The sequence below is a fragment of the Curtobacterium sp. MCLR17_036 genome (assembly GCF_003234445.2).
GTDB lineage: Bacteria > Actinomycetota > Actinomycetes > Actinomycetales > Microbacteriaceae > Curtobacterium.
Window position 1 is genome coordinate 1,292,333 of record NZ_CP126269.1, and the last position, 18,311, is coordinate 1,310,643.

The following is an 18,311-nucleotide window of genomic DNA, read 5'->3' on the forward strand; positions in this document are numbered from 1 at the left end:
GAGGCCCGCCCAGCGTCCGTCAGGGACGCTGCGGCGGGCCTTCCTCGCTTTGTCCCGGGTGGGGATTAGGCTCCTGCCCATGGCCGGAGGCACCAAGTCGACCACGCGCTCGCGCGCGTCCACGTCGTCCCGTGGCAACGGGACGCGCGGTTCGTCGCGCACCCAGGCCACGACGAAGAAGCTGCCGCAGGCCGCACCGTCCCCGGTCTTCCGCGAACAGAACCCGCTCGTGACCGCCTGGCTCGCCATGGCGCACGGCGTCGGGGCGATGTTCCGCCTGCTCGGCAAGGAGACGTTGGAGAAGGACCAGCGGCGTGACGGGTTCCCGTTCCTGCTGTTCGTGCTCGCGATCGCCGGGGCCGTGGTCGAGTGGCTCAACCCGACGAACGACGTCTCGATCGCGCTCGACGCCTACACGTTCGGCGGCCTGTTCGGCCGGTTGGCGTTCGCGCTGCCGGTCATCATGGTCGTGTTCGCCGGGTGGTTGTTCCGGCACCCCGCGTCGGTGCACGACAACACGCGGATCGGCATCGGGCTCGGCCTGCTGCTCGTCTCGATCGCATCGCTCTGCCACGTCTTCGGCGGACAGCCGAGCGCGGCGGACGGCATGCCCGCCCTGGCAGCCGCCGGCGGCGTGCTCGGATGGGTCGTCATCGGCTGGCTCGTGGCGATCGCGACCGCCTGGGTCGCGGTGCCGGTGGCGGTCCTGCTGCTCGTGCTCTCCCTGTTCATCATCACGAAGACCCCGCCGAACAAGACGGGGCGTCGCCTGCACGAGCTGTACGCGTACCTGTTCGGGGCGCCGGCTCCGGCCGCCGAACCCGAGGCCGAGGTGGCCGAGGCGCCCGCTCCCCGGGCGCGGGCGACGAAGCGCGGCAAGAAGGGCGACACCGACTTCCAGCTGTTCGACGACCTCGGTTTCGCGGACGAGCAGCCCGCCGCCGAGGGCGAGGACGAGGGCGGCGAGACGGTGCCCTGGTGGCGCCGGAACAAGTCCGGGCGCGAAGAGGACCCGGCCTACGACAGCCCCGTGCTGCCCCCGGCAGCGACCGGCGTCGCAGCGCCGGCACCCGCCGCCGCTCCCGCTCCCGCACCCGCCGCAGCCCCCGCTCCGGCCGCGGCCGCGCCGTCCGTCAGCCCGAACGCCGGCGCCGCAGCCGGCCTGGTCGACCTCACACCCGCCGAGCCCGGCTCGGTGAACCTCAACGACTCGGTCGAGCAGGACCTGCAGGACGCCGAACAGGCCCTGCGCGACTTCGGCACCGACGTGCCCGCGCGCCCGGAGCCGACGGCCGCGATCCGCCCGGCGGTGCCCGAGGCGATCGACGAGCCGCTCGACGAGCCGTCCGATGAACCGGCCGAGCTCTCCGCCGCGGCGTCCGACGACGACCCGTCGAAGCCGTACCGCCTGCCGGCCGCCACCACCCTGAGCTCGGGCACCCCGTCCGTCGCCCGCAGCCAGGCGAACGACGACATCGTCGCCGCGATCACCGGCGTGCTCACCGAGTTCAAGGTCGACGCGAAGGTCACCGGGTTCTCGCGCGGGCCGACGGTCACCCGCTACGAGATCGAGCTCGGCCCGGGCGTCAAGGTCGAGCGCGTCACGGCGCTGTCGAAGAACCTGTCGTACGCGGTGGCGTCGAACGAGGTCCGCATCCTGTCACCGATCCCGGGCAAGAGCGCGATCGGCGTCGAGATCCCGAACACCGACCGCGAGATCGTGTCCCTCGGCGACGTGCTGCGCTCGAACGCCGCACGCAAGTCGAAGCACCCGATGACGATCGGCGTCGGCAAGGACGTCGAGGGCGGCTTCGTCGTCGCGAACCTGGCGAAGATGCCCCACCTGCTCGTCGCCGGTTCCACCGGTTCCGGCAAGTCCGTGTTCATCAACTCGATGATCACCTCGCTGCTCATGCGCGCGAAGCCGTCCGAGGTCCGCATGGTCCTGGTCGACCCGAAGCGCGTCGAGCTGTCGATCTACGCCGGTGTCCCGCACCTCATCACGCCCATCATCACGAACCCGAAGAAGGCAGCCGAGGCGCTGCAGTGGGTCGTGAAGGAGATGGACATGCGGTACGACGACCTGGCGTCGTTCGGGTTCCGTCACGTCGACGACTTCAACAAGGCGATCGAGGACAACGAGATCGTCCTGCCCGCCGGCAGCGAGCGGAAGCTCAAGCCGTACCCGTACCTGCTCGTCGTGGTCGACGAGCTCGCCGACCTCATGCTCGTCGCCCCGCGCGACGTCGAGGAGTCGATCGTCCGCATCACCCAGCTGGCGCGCGCGGCCGGCATCCACCTCGTGCTCGCGACGCAGCGCCCCTCGGTCGACGTCATCACCGGTCTCATCAAGGCGAACGTGCCGTCGCGCATCGCGTTCGCGGTGACGAGCGTCACGGACTCGCGGGTCATCCTCGACCAGCCCGGCGCCGACAAGCTCATCGGCCAGGGCGACGCGCTCTTCCTGCCGATGGGGTCGTCGAAGTCCCTGCGCGTGCAGGGCGCCTGGGTGCAGGAGGGCGAGGTCGCCGAGGTCGTCCAGCACGTCACCCGGCAGGCCCAGCCCGAGTACCGACAGGACGTCCAGGCGGTCGTCGAGCGCAAGGAGATCGACGCCGACATCGGCGACGACCTCGAGCTGCTGCTCGCGGCCGTGGAGCAGGTCGTCTCCACCCAGTTCGGCTCGACGTCGATGCTGCAGCGCAAGCTCCGCGTCGGCTTCGCGAAGGCCGGGCGCCTCATGGACCTCATGGAGTCCCGCGACATCGTCGGGCCGTCCGAGGGGTCGAAGGCGCGCGACGTCCTCGTCACCGCGGACCAGCTGCCCGCGGTCCTCGCGAAGCTCCGCGGCGAGGAGCCGCCCGCCGCCCCGGCGCCCGCGGCCCCCGTGCCCGGTCCGAGCGACGACGGCGACCGCTACGGCGCCGACCCCGTGGGCGACATGACCCGCGGGTACGATGAAGTGCACGACGAGCCCGATGAGGACGCGTGGGGACTGACGGGCAGGGAGTGAAGGCGATGACCGCCTCGGACGGCACGGACACGACACACGGCGCGAAGTTCCCCTGGCGCGGGCGACTGCTCCGCAAGGGCCCCGGCCCCGCCTCGACGGCGAACGTCGCGAACATCATCACCGTGGTGCGCATCCTCATGGCACCGCTGTTCTTCGTGCTGCTGCTCACCGACGGCGGCGCCGACGGGTCCCTGCGCATCTGGGCCGCCGTGGTGTTCGTCGTGGCCATCGTCACCGACAGCGCCGACGGGATCATCGCCCGACGCCAGGACCTCGTCACCGACTTCGGCAAGCTCGTCGACCCGATCGCCGACAAGGTGCTCATCGGCGGGGCCCTCGTCGCGCTGTCGATCCTGCACGAACTGCCCTGGTACGTGACCGTCCTCATCATGGTGCGCGAGATCGGCATCACGGTCTTCCGGTTCGCGGTGCTGTCCGACCGGGTGATCCCGGCCAGCCGCGGCGGCAAGATCAAGACCGTGCTGCAGGCCGTGGCGCTGACGGCGGCGCTGTTCCCGTGGTGGAACCTGGTCGGGGACTGGGCGCACTGGGTCAACGGCATCCTCATGACCGCCGCCCTGCTCGCGACGGTCCTGAGCGGCATCGACTACCTGTACCAGGCGTGGAAGCACAACCGGACCACCGCGTGACGCAGGCCGACGGGGTGACGGGTGTCGTGCCTCCCGACCAGCAGGGAGCGCTCGAGGCGATCGCGCGGCAGCTCGTCGCCGACCTGACTGGTCGCGGAGCGACGGTCGCCGTGGCGGAGTCGCTCACCGGCGGACTCGTCGTCTCGACGCTCGTCGGCGTACCGGGGGCGAGCGCCGTCGTGCGCGGGGGAGTCGTGGCCTACGCGACCCCGGTGAAGCACACCGTGCTCGGGGTCTCGGCCGAGCTGCTGGCGGCCAACGGCGCCGTCGACCCGGAGGTCGCGCGCCAGATGGCGGCCGGGGTGCGCACCGCGCTCAGTGTCGACGGCGAACCCGCCACGTGGGGGATCAGCACGACCGGGGTCGCGGGGCCCGACCCGCAGGACGGCAAGGCCGTCGGTACGGTGTTCATCGGGATCGCGACCGCAGGGTCCGCCACCGCCTGGGAACTCCACCTCGACGGGGACCGCGGGGCAATCCGCACGGCGACCGTCTCCGAACTCCTGACACGGATGTCGTCCGAGGTCCGGGGCCGGGAATAGGTCCCGTTTCCACCGGGTTACATCTCACGCAATCTCCAGCAGGACGGCAGCCAGCCTGGTTAGCATGCTCGAACCGGCAACGCTACTGTTGCTGAACCCGAACTCGATCCACCGGATCGAGCGGGCGCGGAGACGACAGGAAGGAGGAGTTCTCATGGTTCTCGTTCGTCAGGAAATCGGCGATGTGCTTCGGGACTTCCGCTTGCAGAAGGGCCGGACCCTCCGACAGGTCGCGTCCAAGGCCAGCGTTGCCCTCGGGTACCTCAGTGAGGTCGAGCGTGGTCAGAAAGAGGCCAGCTCGGAGATCCTCGCGTCCGTCGCGGACGCGCTGGACACTCCCATCTCCACGATCATGCGCGAGGTGGGCGACCGCCTCGCGATCGTCGAGGGACTCACCCCCGTCCCCGACACGCTCCCGGACGACCTCGTCGCCGAGTTCGACAACGACCTCGCGGTCCGCTGACCGCACCGCACCGAACGCCCCCACCGGCCCCGCCGGCGGGGGCGTTCTGCGTCCGGGCGTCGGCGGGCGCGCCTAGGCTTGACGGATGCGTGTGAGTGAGTTCTGGCGAGCCGTCGAGCAGGTGTTCGGGGATGCGTACGGGTCCGTGGTCACCCGGGACGTCGTGCTCGAGGAGCTCGGCGGGCGCTCCGCCGTCGACGCGCTCCGCGCCGGGGTGGACGCCCGACGCGTGTGGGACGCGCTCTGCGACTCGCAGGACGTCCCGATGGAGCGGCGGCACGGCAAGGGCCTCGCGGAACCGCACGACTGATCGGTCCTGACCGAACATCCGTTCGGCGTGTTGCTCGAACGCGTGTTCGATCGGTGCTACGTTCCTGCACAGCGGCGCTGTCCCGGAGACTCATCCACAGATCGCGCGGTCGTCGGCAGCGATGTCGGTGGCCCGCCCTAGGTTCGAAGTCAACGGGAACAGCCCGAAGCCTTGTCGCAGAACCCCCGGCCTTGCACCACCGGCCGGAGCGGACGCGACAGCCTACAGGCAGCCGACACCGAGCACGAAGGAGCACCCCATGCCATCACCGGCAGACCGCGAGAAGGCCCTCGAGACCGCACTCGCCCAGATCGACAGGCAGTTCGGCAAGGGTGCGATCATGCGCCTCGGGTCGGACGACCGAGCCCCCGTCAACGTCATCCAGACCGGGTCGGTGGCGCTCGACGTCGCCCTCGGCATCGGTGGGCTGCCGCGCGGCCGCATCATCGAGATCTACGGCCCGGAGTCCTCGGGTAAGACCACGCTGACCATCCACGCCATCGCCAACGCACAGCGCAACGGCGGCATCGCGGCCTTCATCGACGCCGAGCACGCGCTCGACCCCGAGTACGCCAAGAAGCTCGGTGTCGACATCGACGCGCTGCTCGTGTCGCAGCCCGACACCGCCGAGCAGGCGCTCGAGATCGCGGACATGCTGGTCCGCTCCGGCTCCATCGACCTCATCGTGATCGACTCCGTCGCCGCGCTGGTGCCGCGAGCCGAGATCGAGGGCGAGATGGGTGACTCGCACGTGGGTCTGCAGGCCCGCCTCATGTCCCAGGCACTGCGCAAGCTCGCCGGTGGGCTGAACCAGACGCAGACCACGATGATCTTCATCAACCAGCTGCGCGAGAAGATCGGTGTGTTCTTCGGTTCCCCGGAGACCACCTCCGGCGGTAAGGCGCTCAAGTTCTACGCGTCCGTCCGCCTGGACATCCGCCGCATCGAGACGCTGAAGAGCGGCACCGACGCGGTCGGCAACCGCACGCGCGTCAAGGTCGTCAAGAACAAGATGGCGCCGCCCTTCAAGCAGGCGGAGTTCGACATCCTGTACGGCGTGGGCATCTCGCGCGAGGGCTCGCTGCTCGACTTCGGTGTCGACCACGGCATCGTCAAGAAGTCCGGCGCCTGGTACACCTACGACGGCGACCAGCTCGGGCAGGGCAAGGAGAACTCGCGTTCGTTCCTGATCCAGAACCCCGAGATCGCCGCCGAGATCGAGGGCAAGATCCTCGCCAAGCTCGGCGTCGGTGGGGCCAAGGCCGACGGTGACGCGGCGGTCGAGTCCATCGCGCCGAAGCTCGCGGAGCGCAAGGGCGCGTGAGCACCGACCGCGACGACGAGGGCCTCGCACCGGTCACCGACCTGTTCGGTGCGAGGTCCCGTCGCCGGAACCCTGCGGCGTCGCCGTCGCACGCGCCGGTCGCTGCCGACGTCGATGCCGGTGACGACGACCCGGGCGTCGACGACCCGGCCGGTGCGGACGAGCGCGCCGACGCGGACACGCCCGCGCCGCTGCCCATCGGCGGAGCACGCGCGCAGGCCGAGTGGGTCTCGCCGGTGATCGGCGACGGCTCGGGTCGCAGCGCACGGGCCGAGCTCGACGGGTACGACGACGAGACGGCGGACGCCACGACCGCGTCGGTGTTCTCGATCACCGGGGGCGAGGAACTCGACCCGGCCGACGTGCCCGGACCCATCGACGAGCAGCGAGCCGACGCCGAACGCGTCAGCATGCGAGCGCTCGGCCGCAAGGGCGTCAGTGAGTCGGAGATGCGGACCCTGCTCACCCAGCAGGACCTCGACCCCGACGTGGTCGAGCACGAGATCGCACGCCTGACCGGCGTCGGTCTGCTCGACGACGTCGCACTCGCCACGGACCTGGTGGACCGGCTGCACGACCGCAAGGGTCTCGGGCGGCAGGGTGTGGTCACGGAGCTCCGTCGACGGGGCATCGACCAGGTCGCGATCGACACCGCGCTCGAGCAGGCCGCCGACGACGAGGACGACGAGTTCCTCCGGGCACAGGAGCTCGCCGACAAGCGTGCTCCGCAGATGCGCGGCCTCGACCGAGCGACGGCCGAACGACGGTTGTCCGGGTTCCTCATGCGCAAGGGCTACAGCTCGGGTGTCGTCCGGATCGCGGTCGAACGTGCCCTTGACGGCGGCGGCCGACGCCCGCAGCCGGGCCGCGGGACCGTGCGGTTCGAGTAGTCCGTCCGACCTACACTGGGACGACCATGGCCACCGTCGCAGCGCGCCCCCGCACCTACGAAGTCCGCACCTACGGGTGCCAGATGAACGTGCACGACTCGGAGCGGTTGAGCGGGTCGCTCCAGTCCGCCGGGTACGTCGCGGCGGACGGCGACCAGGCCGACGTCGTCGTGATCAACACCTGTGCGGTGCGCGAGAACGCGGACAACCGGTTGTACGGCAACCTCGGGCAGCTCGCGGGGATCAAACGTGAGCACCCGGGCATGCAGATCGCCGTCGGCGGGTGCCTGGCGCAGAAGGACAAGAACGTCATCCTCGAGAAGGCGCCGTGGGTCGACGTCGTCTTCGGGACGCACAACATGGGCTCGCTGCCGACGCTGCTCGAGCGCGCACGGCACAACGACGAGGCGCAGATCGAGATCCTCGAGGCGCTCGACGTCTTCCCGTCGACGCTGCCGACCAAGCGCGACTCGACGCACAGCGGCTGGGTGTCGATCTCAGTCGGCTGCAACAACACCTGCACCTTCTGCATCGTGCCGTCGCTGCGCGGGAAGGAGAAGGACCGCCGCCCGGGCGACGTCCTGGCCGAGATCCAGGCCCTGGTCGACGACGGGGCGATCGAGGTCACCCTGCTCGGGCAGAACGTCAACTCGTACGGCGTCGAGTTCGGCGACCGGCAGGCGTTCGGCAAGCTGCTGCGGGCGGCCGGCACGATCGAAGGGCTCGAGCGCGTCCGCTTCACGAGTCCGCACCCGGCGGCGTTCACCGACGACGTCATCGACGCCATGGCCGAGACGCCGATCGTCATGCCCCAGCTGCACATGCCCCTGCAGTCAGGCTCCGACCGCGTGCTCAAAGCGATGCGTCGGAGCTACCGGAGCGAGCGGTTCCTCGGCATCCTCGACCGGGTGCGCGCGAAGATCCCGCACGCGGCGATCTCGACGGACATCATCGTCGGCTTCCCCGGCGAGACCGAGGCCGACTTCCAGGACACCCTGCGGGTCGTCGAGCAGGCGCGGTTCGCGAGCGCCTTCACCTTCCAGTACTCGATCCGCCCGGGCACGCCCGCGGCGACGATGGACGACCAGCTGCCGAAGCAGGTCGTGCAGGAACGCTACGAGCGGCTCGTCGCCCTGCAGGAGCGCATCACGGCCGAGGAGAACGCCCGCCAGGTCGGCCGCACCGTCGAGGTGCTCGTCGCCACGGGCGAGGGCAAGAAGGACGACTCGACCCGTCGACTGTCCGGTCGAGCCGAGGACTCCCGGCTCGTGCACTTCGCCGTGCCGGACGGGTCCGCCGTGCCACGCCCCGGCGACGTCGTGTCGGTGACGATCACCCGTGCCGCGCCGCACTTCCTCATCGCCGACGGGGACGCCCCGCTGCGCATCCGTCGCACCCGCGCCGGCGACGCCTGGGACCGCGCCGAGGCCGAGAGCTGCGGCGTGCCGACCCCGGCAGTGCCCGGCGACGGACCGCGTCCGGTGTCGCTCGGGCTGCCCACACTCCGTGTCGGGAGCTGACGTCCACGTCGGACCGGACGACCTCGGGCGTGAGCCGGTCCCGGACCACGAGGACCTCCGCGCCGCGACCGATGCCGACCTGATCGCGGTCGTCGGTGCGACCGGGACGGGCAAGTCCGACCTCGGGATCGCGATCGCCGAGCGGCTTCGTGCCGCCGGGCGGAACGCCGAGATCGTCAACGCCGACGCCATGCAGCTGTACCGCGGCATGGACATCGGCACCGCGAAGCTGTCGCTCGACGAACGGCACGGCATCCCGCACCACCAACTCGACGTGCTCGACGTCACCGACGAGGCGAGCGTCGCCGCGTACCAGGCTGCCGCCCGCGCCGACGTCGAGCGGATCCAGGCGGACGGCGGCGTCGCCGTGCTCGTCGGGGGCAGCGGACTCTACGTCTCCGCGGTGCTGTTCGACCTCGCGTTCCCCGGCACCGACGCCGCGCTGCGGGCACGGCTCGAGCGCGAGCACGACGAGCAGGGGCCCGACGTCCTGCTCGAGCGGCTCCGCTCCCTCGACCCGGCCGCCGCGGCGACGATCGACGCCCGCAACCCCCGGCGGTTGATCCGGGCACTCGAGATCGCGAGCCGGTCCGAGGTCGTGACCCCGAGCCTCCCGTCCGCGCCCCGCGCCTGGCGACCCGCCCGGATCCTGCACCTGCGTCGGGAACGCGAGCAGCTCGTCACCGCGCTGCACGCGCGGGCGGCGCGGATGTTCGCGACCGGCCTGGTGGACGAGGTCGCTGCGCTGCGGGGGCAGGGCCTCGAGCAGGGGCGGACGGCCCGTGCCGCCATCGGGTACTCGCAGGCGCTCGACGTCCTGCGGGGCGATGCGACCGTCGTCCAGGCGGTCGAGGCCACCGGCGTCGCGACGCGGAAGTACGCCCGGCGGCAGGTGTCGTGGTTCCGGCGGTACGCCGAGGCCGAGGCGCTCGACGTCACCGGGGCGGACCACGGGGACCTGACGGAACTGGCCCGTAGGATCGTGCCGTGACCGAGCTGCACTTCACCAAGGGCCAGGGGACCGGCAACGACTTCGTCCTGTTCGCCGACCCCGACGCGACCGTCGACCTGACCCCGGAGCGGATCCGCGCGATCGCCGACCGACGGTTCGGCGTGGGCGGCGACGGCGTCATCCGGGCGGTGCGGTCCGAGTCGATCCCCGAGGGACGCGCCCTGGTGGCCGTCGAGCCCGCCGCGACCTGGTTCATGGACTACCACAACGCCGACGGCACGGTCGCCGAGATGTGCGGCAACGGCATCCGCGTGTTCGCGCGGTACCTGACCGAGTCCGGGCTCGTCGAGCTCGCGCCCGGCGACACGCTGACCGTCGGCAGCAGGAAGGGCCTCGTCGACATCCAGCGCACCACCAACGGCTTCGCCGCCGACCTCGGCCGGTGGGGCCTCGGCATCGAGGGCGGTGGCTCCGACGACGTGCTCGTGCGGGCGAAGAACCTCGACGGCGCGCGTCCGGGTATCGGCATCGACGTGGGGAACCCGCACGTGGTGGTCGCCGTCGCCACCGAGGACGAGCTCGCCGACCTCGACCTGACCTTCCTGCCCGTGCTCGACCCGGCGCCCGAGCACGGAGCGAACGTCGAGTTCGTGCTGCCGGGCGACCCGCTCATCAACGACGGCGTCGGCGAGATCACGATGCGGGTGCACGAGCGGGGGAGCGGCGAGACCCTCTCGTGCGGGACCGGCGCCGTGGCGGCCGCGCTCGCGACCCGGTACTGGGTCGGTGCGGGGGCGCCGGACACCTGGCGGGTGCGGGTGCCGGGCGGGGTCGTCACCGTGCGGATGTTCGCGGCGGAGGACGGCGAGCACGTCTCGCTGTCGGGGCCGGCCGAGCTGGTGTTCTCGGGGGACCTGACGGTTTGACGCGGGGGCGCGGCGCCGCGGGCGGGCGGGCGGCGCGCGGCGCGCGCGCCGGCCGCGCGCCGGCCGCGCGCCGGCCGCGCGGTGCTCGCCGAGCTCGGGCACTTCGTGAGCAGAAACTGTCGAGTCCGCTGCGGTGATCCGACCATTTCTGCTCACGAAGTGAGCGCGCCGCACGCACGCACGCGCGAGCGCTGCGCTGGGTCGCGCGGCGCCGTGCCCGCACCCGTACCCGTGCGCGCACCCGTACCCGCACCCGGGCGCGCGGCAGCGGGCGCGGGCGCCCGGGGCGCTTCGTGAGCAGAAGAGGTCGGTTGCGCTGGGGTGACCCGACCATTTCTGCTCACGAAGTGCGCGCTCGCGCGGCGCGCTCGCGCGCGTCCGCAGCTGCTCCCACCGCGCCGCTGCGCGCGCGCCACGCGCACGCGCCGCGACGCGCCCTACGCGCTGCGCTCCACCCGGATGACGCGGAAGCCCTTCGCCGTCGACTCCCGGGTCACCGAGAACCCCGAGCCGAGCGCCCCGACGAGCCACTTCTGCAGCGAGTCACCCCCGAGGTCCTTCGACACGACGAGCCAGGCGTCGCCCCCGACCTCGAGCCGGGGCAGCCACGTCAGCAGGATCTGGTGCAGCTCGTCCTTGCCGACGCGGATCGGCGGGTTCGACCAGATCGTCCGGAAGCGCAGGTCCTCGGGCACGTCGCCCGGTGTCGCGACGGTCACGTTGGTGACCCCGGCTGCGGCGGCGTTCGCCCGCGCGAGCCCGAGCACCCGTTCGTTGACGTCGACGCCCCACACCTGCGCCTCGGGCGACTCGAGCGCCATCGTGATCGCGATCGGCCCCCACCCGCAGCCGATGTCGAGCAGGGCACCGTCGGAGGCGGGCGACGGCACCGAGCCGAGCAACACACGCGTCCCCCGGTCGACGCCGTCGGGGCTGAAGACCCCGGCCGCGGTGGTCAGCGTGAGCGGCCGGCCGGCCAGGGTGACGTCGATCTGGCGTTCGCGGGTGTCCGACGAGGGGTTCGCGGAGAAGTAGTGGTCGTTCGCCATGGAAGAACCGTACCGGGAACCCCGTGTGTCAACGGGGCGTCGGAGGTACCCTGTGGACAGGATGACGGATACCCATCAGCAGGACCACCAGACCAACGACGACAGCGCCGACGGTGTCGTCGAACGGGTGCTGCGCAACGCCGACCACCGCGCAGCATCGTCGATCTTCGCCCCCGCCCAGGCGATCCAGACCCGATCGGTCGACGACCGCGGGTGGGACGGCGACGGCGACCAGTACGACCGCGAGGACCGGGCGGCCCTGCGCCGCGTCGCCGGCCTCTCCACCGAGCTCGAGGACGTCACCGAGGTCGAGTACCGCCAGCTGCGGCTCGAGCAGGTCGTCCTCATCGGCGTGTACCCCCAGGGCGACGCCTCGGACGCCGAGAACTCCCTCCGCGAGCTCGCGGCACTGGCCGAGACCGCGGGTGCCGTGGTGCTCGACGGACTGCTCCAGCGCCGACCGAACCCGGACCCGGCCACCTACCTCGGCAAGGGCAAGGCCCAGGAGCTCGCGATGGTGGTCAAGGCCACCGGCGCCGACACGGTCATTGCCGACACCGAACTCGCACCCTCGCAGCGCCGTGCGCTCGAGGACGTCGTCAAGGTGAAGGTCATCGACCGCACGGCCGTGATCCTCGACATCTTCAGCCAGCACGCGAAGACCCGCGAGGGCAAGGCCCAGGTCGAGCTCGCCCAGCTGCAGTACCTGCTGCCGCGGCTGCGTGGTTGGGGTGAGTCGATGTCCCGGCAGGCCGGTGGCCAGGTCTCCGGCGGTGCGGGCATGGGCTCGCGTGGCCCCGGTGAGACGAAGATGGAGCTCGACCGCCGCAAGATCCACACGCGGATGGCGAAGCTCCGCCGGCAGATCGCCGGCTTCACCCCGGCCCGCGAGGCCAAGCGTGCCGAGCGCAACCGCAACGAGGTGCCGAGCGTCGCGATCGCCGGCTACACCAACGCCGGCAAGTCGTCGCTCCTGAACCGGCTGACGAGCGCGGGCGTGCTCGTGCAGAACCAGCTGTTCGCGACGCTGGACGCGACCGTGCGTCGGACCGAGAGCGCCAAGGGCCGGGAGTTCACGTTCGTCGACACCGTCGGCTTCGTGCGGAACCTGCCGCACCAGCTGGTCGAGGCCTTCCGGTCCACGCTCGAGGAGGTCGGCGACGCCGACGTCATCGTGCACGTCGTGGACGGCTCCCACCCCGACCCGGGCGCCCAGTTGGCGACCGTGCGCGAGGTCATCGGCGAGGTCGGTGCCCGCGACATCCCCGAGGTCGTCGTCTTCAACAAGGCGGACCTGATCGACGACGCCCAGCGCCTGGTGCTCGTCGGGCTCGTCCCGGACGCGGTCTTCGTGTCGGCGCGCACCGGCGAGGGCGTCGCCGAGCTCCTCCGTGTGATCGAGGACCGGCTGCCCGAACCCGACGTCGAGCTCACCGTGGTCGTGCCGTACGACCGCGGGGACCTGGTGTCGTCGCTGCACGACGCGGGTTCCGTCGAATCGGTCGACTACGTCGAGGACGGCACCCGCCTGCGCGTGCGCGTCTTCCAGCGGCAGGTCGCCGAGCTCGACCCCTACGTGGTCACGCCGGTCGCGTCCTGACCTGCGTGCGCTGACGCGCTCCGGCCGGGAGGCACGGGGCGCGTCCGGCGGTCCGGCGCGCGGGGTCCTGTGGTGCGTCGCGTCGGTGCATCGGCGCCGGGTTCCTTCCTGAGGGAGCCGGTTCAGGCACGGCGCCGTCGGAGAGCATGGTGTGGTGTCCGCAACCTGGTTCCGCCCGAGCGGTCGACGGCACGCGGCCACCACCGACGCGACGAGGCGGTCGGCCGCTGCCACGCCCGGTCAGCCGGGGCCCTGCTGGCTCAGATGGAGCGGAGGACCGCCACCACCTTGCCGAGCACGGACGCGGCGTCACCGAGGATCGGCTCGAACGCCGAGTTCCGCGGCAGCAGCCAGGTGTGCCCGTCGCGCTGGCGGAAGACCTTGACGGTGGCTTCCTCGTCGAGCATCGCCGCGACGATGTCGCCGTTGTCGGCCGTCTGCTGCGCGCGGACGACCACCCAGTCGCCGTCGCAGATCGCGGCGTCGATCATCGACTCGCCCACGACCTTGAGCATGAAGAGGTCACCGGCGCCCACGAGCTGACGCGGCAGCGGCACGATCTCGTCGACGTGCTGCTCGGCGGTGATGGGCACACCGGCGGCGATCCGACCGACGAGCGGCACGAGGGTCGTGGCGTCGACGTCGGGGGAGTCTGCGTCGGACGACGGCTCGTCGACCAGGACCTCGAGCGCACGGGGGCGGTTCGGGTCGCGTCGGATCCAGCCGCCGAGCTCGAGCTGCCCGAGCTGGTGCGAGACGCTCGACAGCGAGGACAGCCCGGCCGCGTCACCGATCTCCCGCATGCTCGGCGGGTACCCGCGCGAGGCGATCGACGCACGGATCGCGTCGAGGATCGCCTGCTGCTTCGCGGTCAGCGGCTTCTGGCCCCGCAGTTCGTCCACCACGTCGTCTCGCTTTCGTCGGTGCCGGAGCGGTCGTGGCGGGAATGTCGGTGGTCCCCGCTTGACTTGTCCCAGTCGCTCGAAACAGTATCCGACTGGTCCCAGCCGGACAAACACCTGTTCGAGCGTGTCGCAAGAAAATCCCCCACAAATCCGCTCCCAGGACTTGTGCGGCCTCCGGTTCGAAACTATGTTCGGTACACGACTTCGGTTGACCGAACGGGAAGGCACCACCGACATGAGCACCATCGCCATCGCTGACACCCAGCGCACCGCGACTCCCGCCGTGCGGACGCGCCTGCGGCTCACCCGCCGGGGCCGTGTCGTCCTCACCACGCTCGCCGCGGTCCCACTCCTGGTCGGCGTCGCCCTCGCGATGCTGAACGGCGGGCAGGCGTCCGCCGGCGACTCGGCTTCCGGCGGCAACCACGCCGACTTCGCCACCGTGACGGTCGAGCCGGGGGAGACGCTGTGGCAGCTCGCTGAGCAGACCGCTCCGAACGCCGACCCCCGTGACTTCGTGCAGGACGTCGTGAGCCTCAACGCGCTCGACGGCTCCGAGCTGCAGGCCGGCGAGCAGATCGCCATCCCGACCAAGTACGCAACCGGCGAGTAGTCGGCGGTCTCCCCGCCTTCCCGGCGGACTTTCCGGCGACGAGGTCCCAGAGGACGGTCCGTCGATGCCGAGCGCCGCCGTCTCAGAGGGCGGTCCGTTGACGGCCGAGCGCCGCCGTCTCAGATGACGGTCCGTTGCTGCAGAGTGCCGCCGTCTCAGATGACGGCCCGTTGATGGCCGAGCGCCGCCGTCTCAGATGACGGTCCGTTGATGCAGAGTGCCGCCGTCTCAGATGACGGCCCGTTGATGGCCGAGCGCGGCTGTCGAGGTGGACGGTCCGTCCCGTTGACGGCCGATCGCCGCCGTCCGGGCGGACGGTCCGTCGGCGGCCGAGCGCTCTACGATGGATCGGTGGCATTCACGCTGGACGACCTCCCGATCCGAGACGACCTCCGCGGTCAGAGCCCCTACGGCGCTCCGCAGAAGCACGTCCGCGTCCAACTCAACGTCAACGAGAACACGCATCCGGTGCCGGACGCCGTCGCCGAGGACATCCTCGCCTCGATCCGGCAGGCCCTCGCCACCGTGAACCGCTACCCCGACCGTGAGTTCACCGAGCTGCGCCGGTCGTTGGCCGACTACCTCGGGCACGACCTCACGGTGGACCAGCTCTGGGCGGCGAACGGCTCGAACGAGGTCCTCCAGCAGCTGCTGCAGGCCTTCGGCGGCCCGGGGCGCTCGGTGCTCGGGTTCCCGCCCACGTACTCGATGCACTCGATCCTCGCGGCGGGCACCGGCACGCGGTGGATCCCGGCGCAGCGTGACGACGAGTTCCGCACCTCGCCCGAGACCGTCGTGGCCGCGATCGAGGCGCACCAGCCGGACATCGTGTTCCTGTGCGGGCCGAACAACCCCACCGGCACCCCGCTGCCCATCGAGACGATCGAGGCCGCCTACGCCGCCACCGACGGCATCGTGATGGTGGACGAGGCCTACGCCGAGTTCATGCCGTCGGACGCTCCGTCGGCGCTGTCCCTGCTGCCCGGGCGGCCGCGGCTCGTCGTGTCCCGCACCATGAGCAAGGCGTTCGCGTTCGCGGGAGCCCGCGTCGGGTACCTGGCCGCCGACCCCGCGGTCGTCGACGCCCTCCGGCTCGTGCGCCTGCCCTACCACCTGTCCGCGCTCACGCAGGCGGCGGCGGTGGCCGCGCTCCGGCACGCGCCCGCCATGCTGGCGATGGTCGACGACATCAAGGAGCAGCGGGACCGGATGGTCACCGAGCTGCAGGCCATGGGGTACCGCACCTACGAGACGTGGTCGAACTTCGTGCTGTTCGGCGGGGTGGCGGACCCGCACGCCGCGTTCGAGGCGCTGCTCGACCAGGACGTCATCGTCCGCGACCTCGGCATCCCGAACCACCTGCGGGTGAGTGCGGGGACCGCCGAGGAGACCGCCGCGTTCCTGGACGCGATGCGCCGCGTCGCCGCCGTGCAGCCGCCGGTTAGGGTTGACGCATGACCGCCCGCACCGCCTCGATCAGCCGCAGCACGAGCGAGTCGAGTGTCGAACTCGAGCTCGACCTGGACGGCACCGGTACCTCGGACATCTCGACGAGCGTGCCGTTCTTCGACCACATGCTGACGGCGTTCAGCAAGCACTCGCTCATCGACCTGCGCGTGCGCTCGACCGGTGACACCGACATCGACGTGCACCACACCGTCGAGGACACCGGCATCGTGCTCGGCCAGGCGATCAAGCAGGCGCTCGGCGACCGGTCCGGCATCGGCCGCTACGGCGACGCCCTCGTGCCGCTCGACGAGGCCCTGGCCCAGGCCGTCGTCGACGTGTCCGGCCGGCCGTACCTCGTGCACACCGGCGAGCCGGCCGGGTTCGAGTTCCACCGCATCGGCGGGCACTTCACCGGGTCGATGGTCCGGCACGTGTTCGAGGCGATCACCGTCAACGCGGGCATCACCGTGCACGTGCGGGTGGTCGAGGGGCGCGACCCCCACCACATCGCCGAGGCCGAGTTCAAGGCCTTCGCCCGTGCGATGCGCAAGGCCGTCGAACGCGACCCGCGGGTCGTCGGCATCCCCTCGACGAAGGGCGCACTGTGAGCGCGCGGCCGAACGTCGTCGTCCTCGACTACGGGTCGGGGAACGTGCACTCCGCCGCGAAGGCGCTCGAGCGCGCCGGCGCCGACGTGACCCTGACGGCCGACAAGCAGGCGGCGCTGCAGGCGGACGGGCTGCTCGTGCCGGGCGTCGGGGCGTTCGCCGCCGTGATCGACCAGCTCGAGGGCGTCCGCGGGGGCGAGATCGTCGACCACCGTCTGGCCGGTGGCCGTCCGGTGCTCGGCATCTGCGTCGGCATGCAGGTGCTGTTCTCGCGTGGCATCGAACGCGGTGCCGACGTCGAGGGCCTCGGACAGTGGCCGGGCACCGTCGAGCAGCTCGAGGCCGAGGTCCTGCCGCACATGGGCTGGAACACCGTGCAGGCACCGGAGGACTCCGTCCTGTTCGACGGCCTGCACGACGAGCGCTTCTACTTCGTGCACTCCTACGGCGTGACCGACTTCCCGCTCGAGGCCTACGGCCCGTTCCGGGCGCCCCGGCTCACCTGGGCCGAGCACGGGCAGAAGTTCATCGCCGCGGTCGAGAACGGGCCGCTCACCGCGACCCAGTTCCACCCCGAGAAGTCCGGCGAGCCGGGCATCCGCCTGCTCACCAACTGGGTGCAGTCGCTCTGAACCCGGCCGACGACGGACGCGCGCGTCCGTGCCGGACGTGATCCGGGCCTCCTGGCCGTCGCCCCGACCACCGCACGACCCGAACCGCACCAGCACCACGACGAGACCGACAGGACCATGACCGACCGCACCGACACCCCGCCCCTCGTCCTGCTGCCCGCCGTCGACGTCGTCGACGGCCAGGCGGTGCGCCTGACCCAGGGCGAGGCCGGCAGCGAGACGTCCTACGGCGACCCCGTCACGGCGGCGCGGACCTGGCGCGAGCAGGGCGCCGAGTGGATCCACCTCGTGGACCTCGACGCGGCGTTCGGTCGCGGTGACAACCGGGCACTCATCGCGCAGGCGATCCGCGAGGTCGACGGTGTCGCGGTGGAGCTCTCCGGCGGCATCCGCGACGACGCCTCGCTCGAGGCGGCACTCGCCACGGGCGCGGCGCGCGTGAACCTCGGGACCGCCGCGCTCGAGGACCCGGAGTGGGCCGCGCGGGTGATCGGCGAGTACGGCGAGCAGATCGCGGTCGGGCTCGACGTGCGCGGCACGACCCTGGCGAGCCGCGGGTGGACCGAGGACGCCGGTGACCTGTGGGAGGTGCTCGACCGCCTCGAGGCCGCCGGGTGCGCCCGCTACGTGGTGACCGACGTCACGAAGGACGGCACGCTGCAGGGCCCGAACGTGGAGCTGCTCCGGCAGGTGTGCGACCGGACCGACAAGCCGGTGGTGGCCTCCGGCGGGATCTCGACGCTCGAGGACCTCCGGGCGCTGCGCACGCTCGTGCCGCACGGCCTCGAGGGCGCGATCATCGGCAAGGCGCTCTACTCCGGGGCGTTCACGCTGCCGGCCGCGCTCGACGTCGCCGCGGAGTAGC

Annotated in this window: 18 protein-coding genes; 16 read left to right on the forward strand and 2 right to left on the reverse strand. The window is 71.6% G+C overall.

The features are described 5' to 3' along the window. The first annotated feature begins 79 nt into the window (after window positions 1-79). The 10 genes from DEI99_RS06115 to dapF all read left to right on the forward strand — a co-directional run bounded on the left by DEI99_RS06115 (window position 80) and on the right by dapF (window position 10,590). Window positions 80-3,013 (forward strand): FtsK/SpoIIIE family DNA translocase, encoded by a 2,934-nt coding sequence (locus DEI99_RS06115; protein WP_111042166.1) that lies wholly within the window; start codon window positions 80-82, stop codon window positions 3,011-3,013. Between the two features lie 5 nt (window positions 3,014-3,018). Further along, on the forward strand, window positions 3,019-3,663 hold the full coding sequence (gene pgsA, locus DEI99_RS06120; protein WP_181434481.1) for a CDP-diacylglycerol--glycerol-3-phosphate 3-phosphatidyltransferase: 645 nt from the start codon (window positions 3,019-3,021) through the stop codon (window positions 3,661-3,663). Window positions 3,664-3,689: 26 nt separating this feature from the next. Beyond that, entirely contained in the window at window positions 3,690-4,205 is a 516-nt protein-coding gene (locus DEI99_RS06125; protein ID WP_111042173.1) for a CinA family protein, read from the forward strand. A gap of 154 nt (window positions 4,206-4,359) precedes the next feature. Then, the gene (locus DEI99_RS06130) at window positions 4,360-4,668 is read left to right on the forward strand and encodes a helix-turn-helix domain-containing protein (protein WP_027464765.1); all 309 of its coding nucleotides are present in this window, start codon (window positions 4,360-4,362) and stop codon (window positions 4,666-4,668) included. An 85-nt stretch (window positions 4,669-4,753) separates the two neighbouring features. Beyond that, window positions 4,754-4,978, forward strand: coding sequence for a DUF3046 domain-containing protein (locus DEI99_RS06135; protein WP_071257672.1), 225 nt, complete (start codon window positions 4,754-4,756; stop codon window positions 4,976-4,978). Between the two features lie 259 nt (window positions 4,979-5,237). Continuing rightward, complete coding sequence (gene recA, locus DEI99_RS06140; RefSeq protein ID WP_111042168.1) at window positions 5,238-6,302, forward strand: recombinase RecA; 1,065 nt, start codon at window positions 5,238-5,240, stop codon at window positions 6,300-6,302. Next, entirely contained in the window at window positions 6,299-7,192 is an 894-nt protein-coding gene (locus DEI99_RS06145) for a regulatory protein RecX (protein WP_111042169.1), read from the forward strand. The genes recA and DEI99_RS06145 overlap by 4 nt, the downstream gene beginning before the upstream one ends. A 26-nt stretch (window positions 7,193-7,218) precedes the next feature. Then, window positions 7,219-8,712, forward strand: a complete 1,494-nt coding sequence (miaB, locus tag DEI99_RS06150) for a tRNA (N6-isopentenyl adenosine(37)-C2)-methylthiotransferase MiaB (RefSeq protein WP_111042170.1) — start codon at window positions 7,219-7,221, stop codon at window positions 8,710-8,712. After that, entirely contained in the window at window positions 8,699-9,703 is a 1,005-nt protein-coding gene (miaA, locus tag DEI99_RS06155; protein WP_502867016.1) for a tRNA (adenosine(37)-N6)-dimethylallyltransferase MiaA, read from the forward strand. Before miaB ends, miaA begins: the two co-directional genes overlap by 14 nt. Next, window positions 9,700-10,590 (forward strand): diaminopimelate epimerase, encoded by an 891-nt coding sequence (gene dapF, locus DEI99_RS06160; protein ID WP_284180966.1) that lies wholly within the window; start codon window positions 9,700-9,702, stop codon window positions 10,588-10,590. The genes miaA and dapF overlap by 4 nt, the downstream gene beginning before the upstream one ends. Before the next feature lie 437 nt (window positions 10,591-11,027). On the opposite strand, the gene DEI99_RS06165 is transcribed toward dapF, so the two are convergent. Then, complete coding sequence (locus DEI99_RS06165; protein WP_111043143.1) at window positions 11,028-11,639, reverse strand: class I SAM-dependent methyltransferase; 612 nt, start codon at window positions 11,637-11,639, stop codon at window positions 11,028-11,030. Between the two features lie 61 nt (window positions 11,640-11,700). On the opposite strand from DEI99_RS06165, the gene hflX reads away from it, so the two are divergent. Beyond that, window positions 11,701-13,239: a GTPase HflX gene (gene hflX / locus DEI99_RS06170; RefSeq protein WP_111043144.1), complete on the forward strand. Its 1,539-nt coding sequence runs from the start codon at window positions 11,701-11,703 to the stop codon at window positions 13,237-13,239. A gap of 260 nt (window positions 13,240-13,499) precedes the next feature. Here hflX and lexA read toward each other — a convergent pair whose 3' ends face one another. Beyond that, complete coding sequence (gene lexA / locus DEI99_RS06175; protein ID WP_111043145.1) at window positions 13,500-14,144, reverse strand: transcriptional repressor LexA; 645 nt, start codon at window positions 14,142-14,144, stop codon at window positions 13,500-13,502. A 235-nt stretch (window positions 14,145-14,379) separates the two neighbouring features. Here lexA and DEI99_RS06180 point away from each other — a divergent pair, with 235 nt between their 5' ends. The 5 genes from DEI99_RS06180 to priA all read left to right on the forward strand — a co-directional run bounded on the left by DEI99_RS06180 (window position 14,380) and on the right by priA (window position 18,310). Further along, window positions 14,380-14,757 (forward strand): LysM peptidoglycan-binding domain-containing protein, encoded by a 378-nt coding sequence (locus DEI99_RS06180; RefSeq protein ID WP_111043146.1) that lies wholly within the window; start codon window positions 14,380-14,382, stop codon window positions 14,755-14,757. Between the two features lie 351 nt (window positions 14,758-15,108). Next, window positions 15,109-16,215 carry a histidinol-phosphate transaminase gene (locus DEI99_RS06185; RefSeq protein WP_111043147.1) on the forward strand — a complete coding sequence of 369 codons (1,107 nt, stop codon included), beginning with the start codon at window positions 15,109-15,111 and terminating at the stop codon, window positions 16,213-16,215. Continuing rightward, window positions 16,212-16,814, forward strand: coding sequence for an imidazoleglycerol-phosphate dehydratase HisB (hisB, locus tag DEI99_RS06190; protein ID WP_071257700.1), 603 nt, complete (start codon window positions 16,212-16,214; stop codon window positions 16,812-16,814). The genes DEI99_RS06185 and hisB overlap by 4 nt, the downstream gene beginning before the upstream one ends. Next, entirely contained in the window at window positions 16,811-17,446 is a 636-nt protein-coding gene (gene hisH / locus DEI99_RS06195; protein WP_111043148.1) for an imidazole glycerol phosphate synthase subunit HisH, read from the forward strand. Before hisB ends, hisH begins: the two co-directional genes overlap by 4 nt. A 117-nt stretch (window positions 17,447-17,563) precedes the next feature. Then, on the forward strand, window positions 17,564-18,310 hold the full coding sequence (priA, locus tag DEI99_RS06200) for a bifunctional 1-(5-phosphoribosyl)-5-((5-phosphoribosylamino)methylideneamino)imidazole-4-carboxamide isomerase/phosphoribosylanthranilate isomerase PriA (RefSeq protein WP_111043149.1): 747 nt from the start codon (window positions 17,564-17,566) through the stop codon (window positions 18,308-18,310). Window position 18,311 lies beyond the last annotated feature (1 nt).

Bases quoted from the DNA above. Each gene is read 5' to 3' on its own strand.
- DEI99_RS06115 (WP_111042166.1), top strand. From the start codon at position 80: ATGGCCGGAGGCACCAAGTCGACCACGCGCTCGCGCGCGTCCACGTCG.
- pgsA (WP_181434481.1), top strand. From the start codon at position 3,019: ATGACCGCCTCGGACGGCACGGACACGACACACGGCGCGAAGTTCCCC.
- DEI99_RS06130 (WP_027464765.1), top strand. From the start codon at position 4,360: ATGGTTCTCGTTCGTCAGGAAATCGGCGATGTGCTTCGGGACTTCCGC.
- DEI99_RS06135 (WP_071257672.1), top strand. From the start codon at position 4,754: ATGCGTGTGAGTGAGTTCTGGCGAGCCGTCGAGCAGGTGTTCGGGGAT.
- recA (WP_111042168.1), top strand. From the start codon at position 5,238: ATGCCATCACCGGCAGACCGCGAGAAGGCCCTCGAGACCGCACTCGCC.
- miaB (WP_111042170.1), top strand. From the start codon at position 7,219: ATGGCCACCGTCGCAGCGCGCCCCCGCACCTACGAAGTCCGCACCTAC.
- DEI99_RS06165 (WP_111043143.1), bottom strand. From the start codon at position 11,639: ATGGCGAACGACCACTACTTCTCCGCGAACCCCTCGTCGGACACCCGC.
- hflX (WP_111043144.1), top strand. From the start codon at position 11,701: ATGACGGATACCCATCAGCAGGACCACCAGACCAACGACGACAGCGCC.
- DEI99_RS06180 (WP_111043146.1), top strand. From the start codon at position 14,380: ATGAGCACCATCGCCATCGCTGACACCCAGCGCACCGCGACTCCCGCC.
- hisB (WP_071257700.1), top strand. From the start codon at position 16,212: ATGACCGCCCGCACCGCCTCGATCAGCCGCAGCACGAGCGAGTCGAGT.
- priA (WP_111043149.1), top strand. From the start codon at position 17,564: ATGACCGACCGCACCGACACCCCGCCCCTCGTCCTGCTGCCCGCCGTC.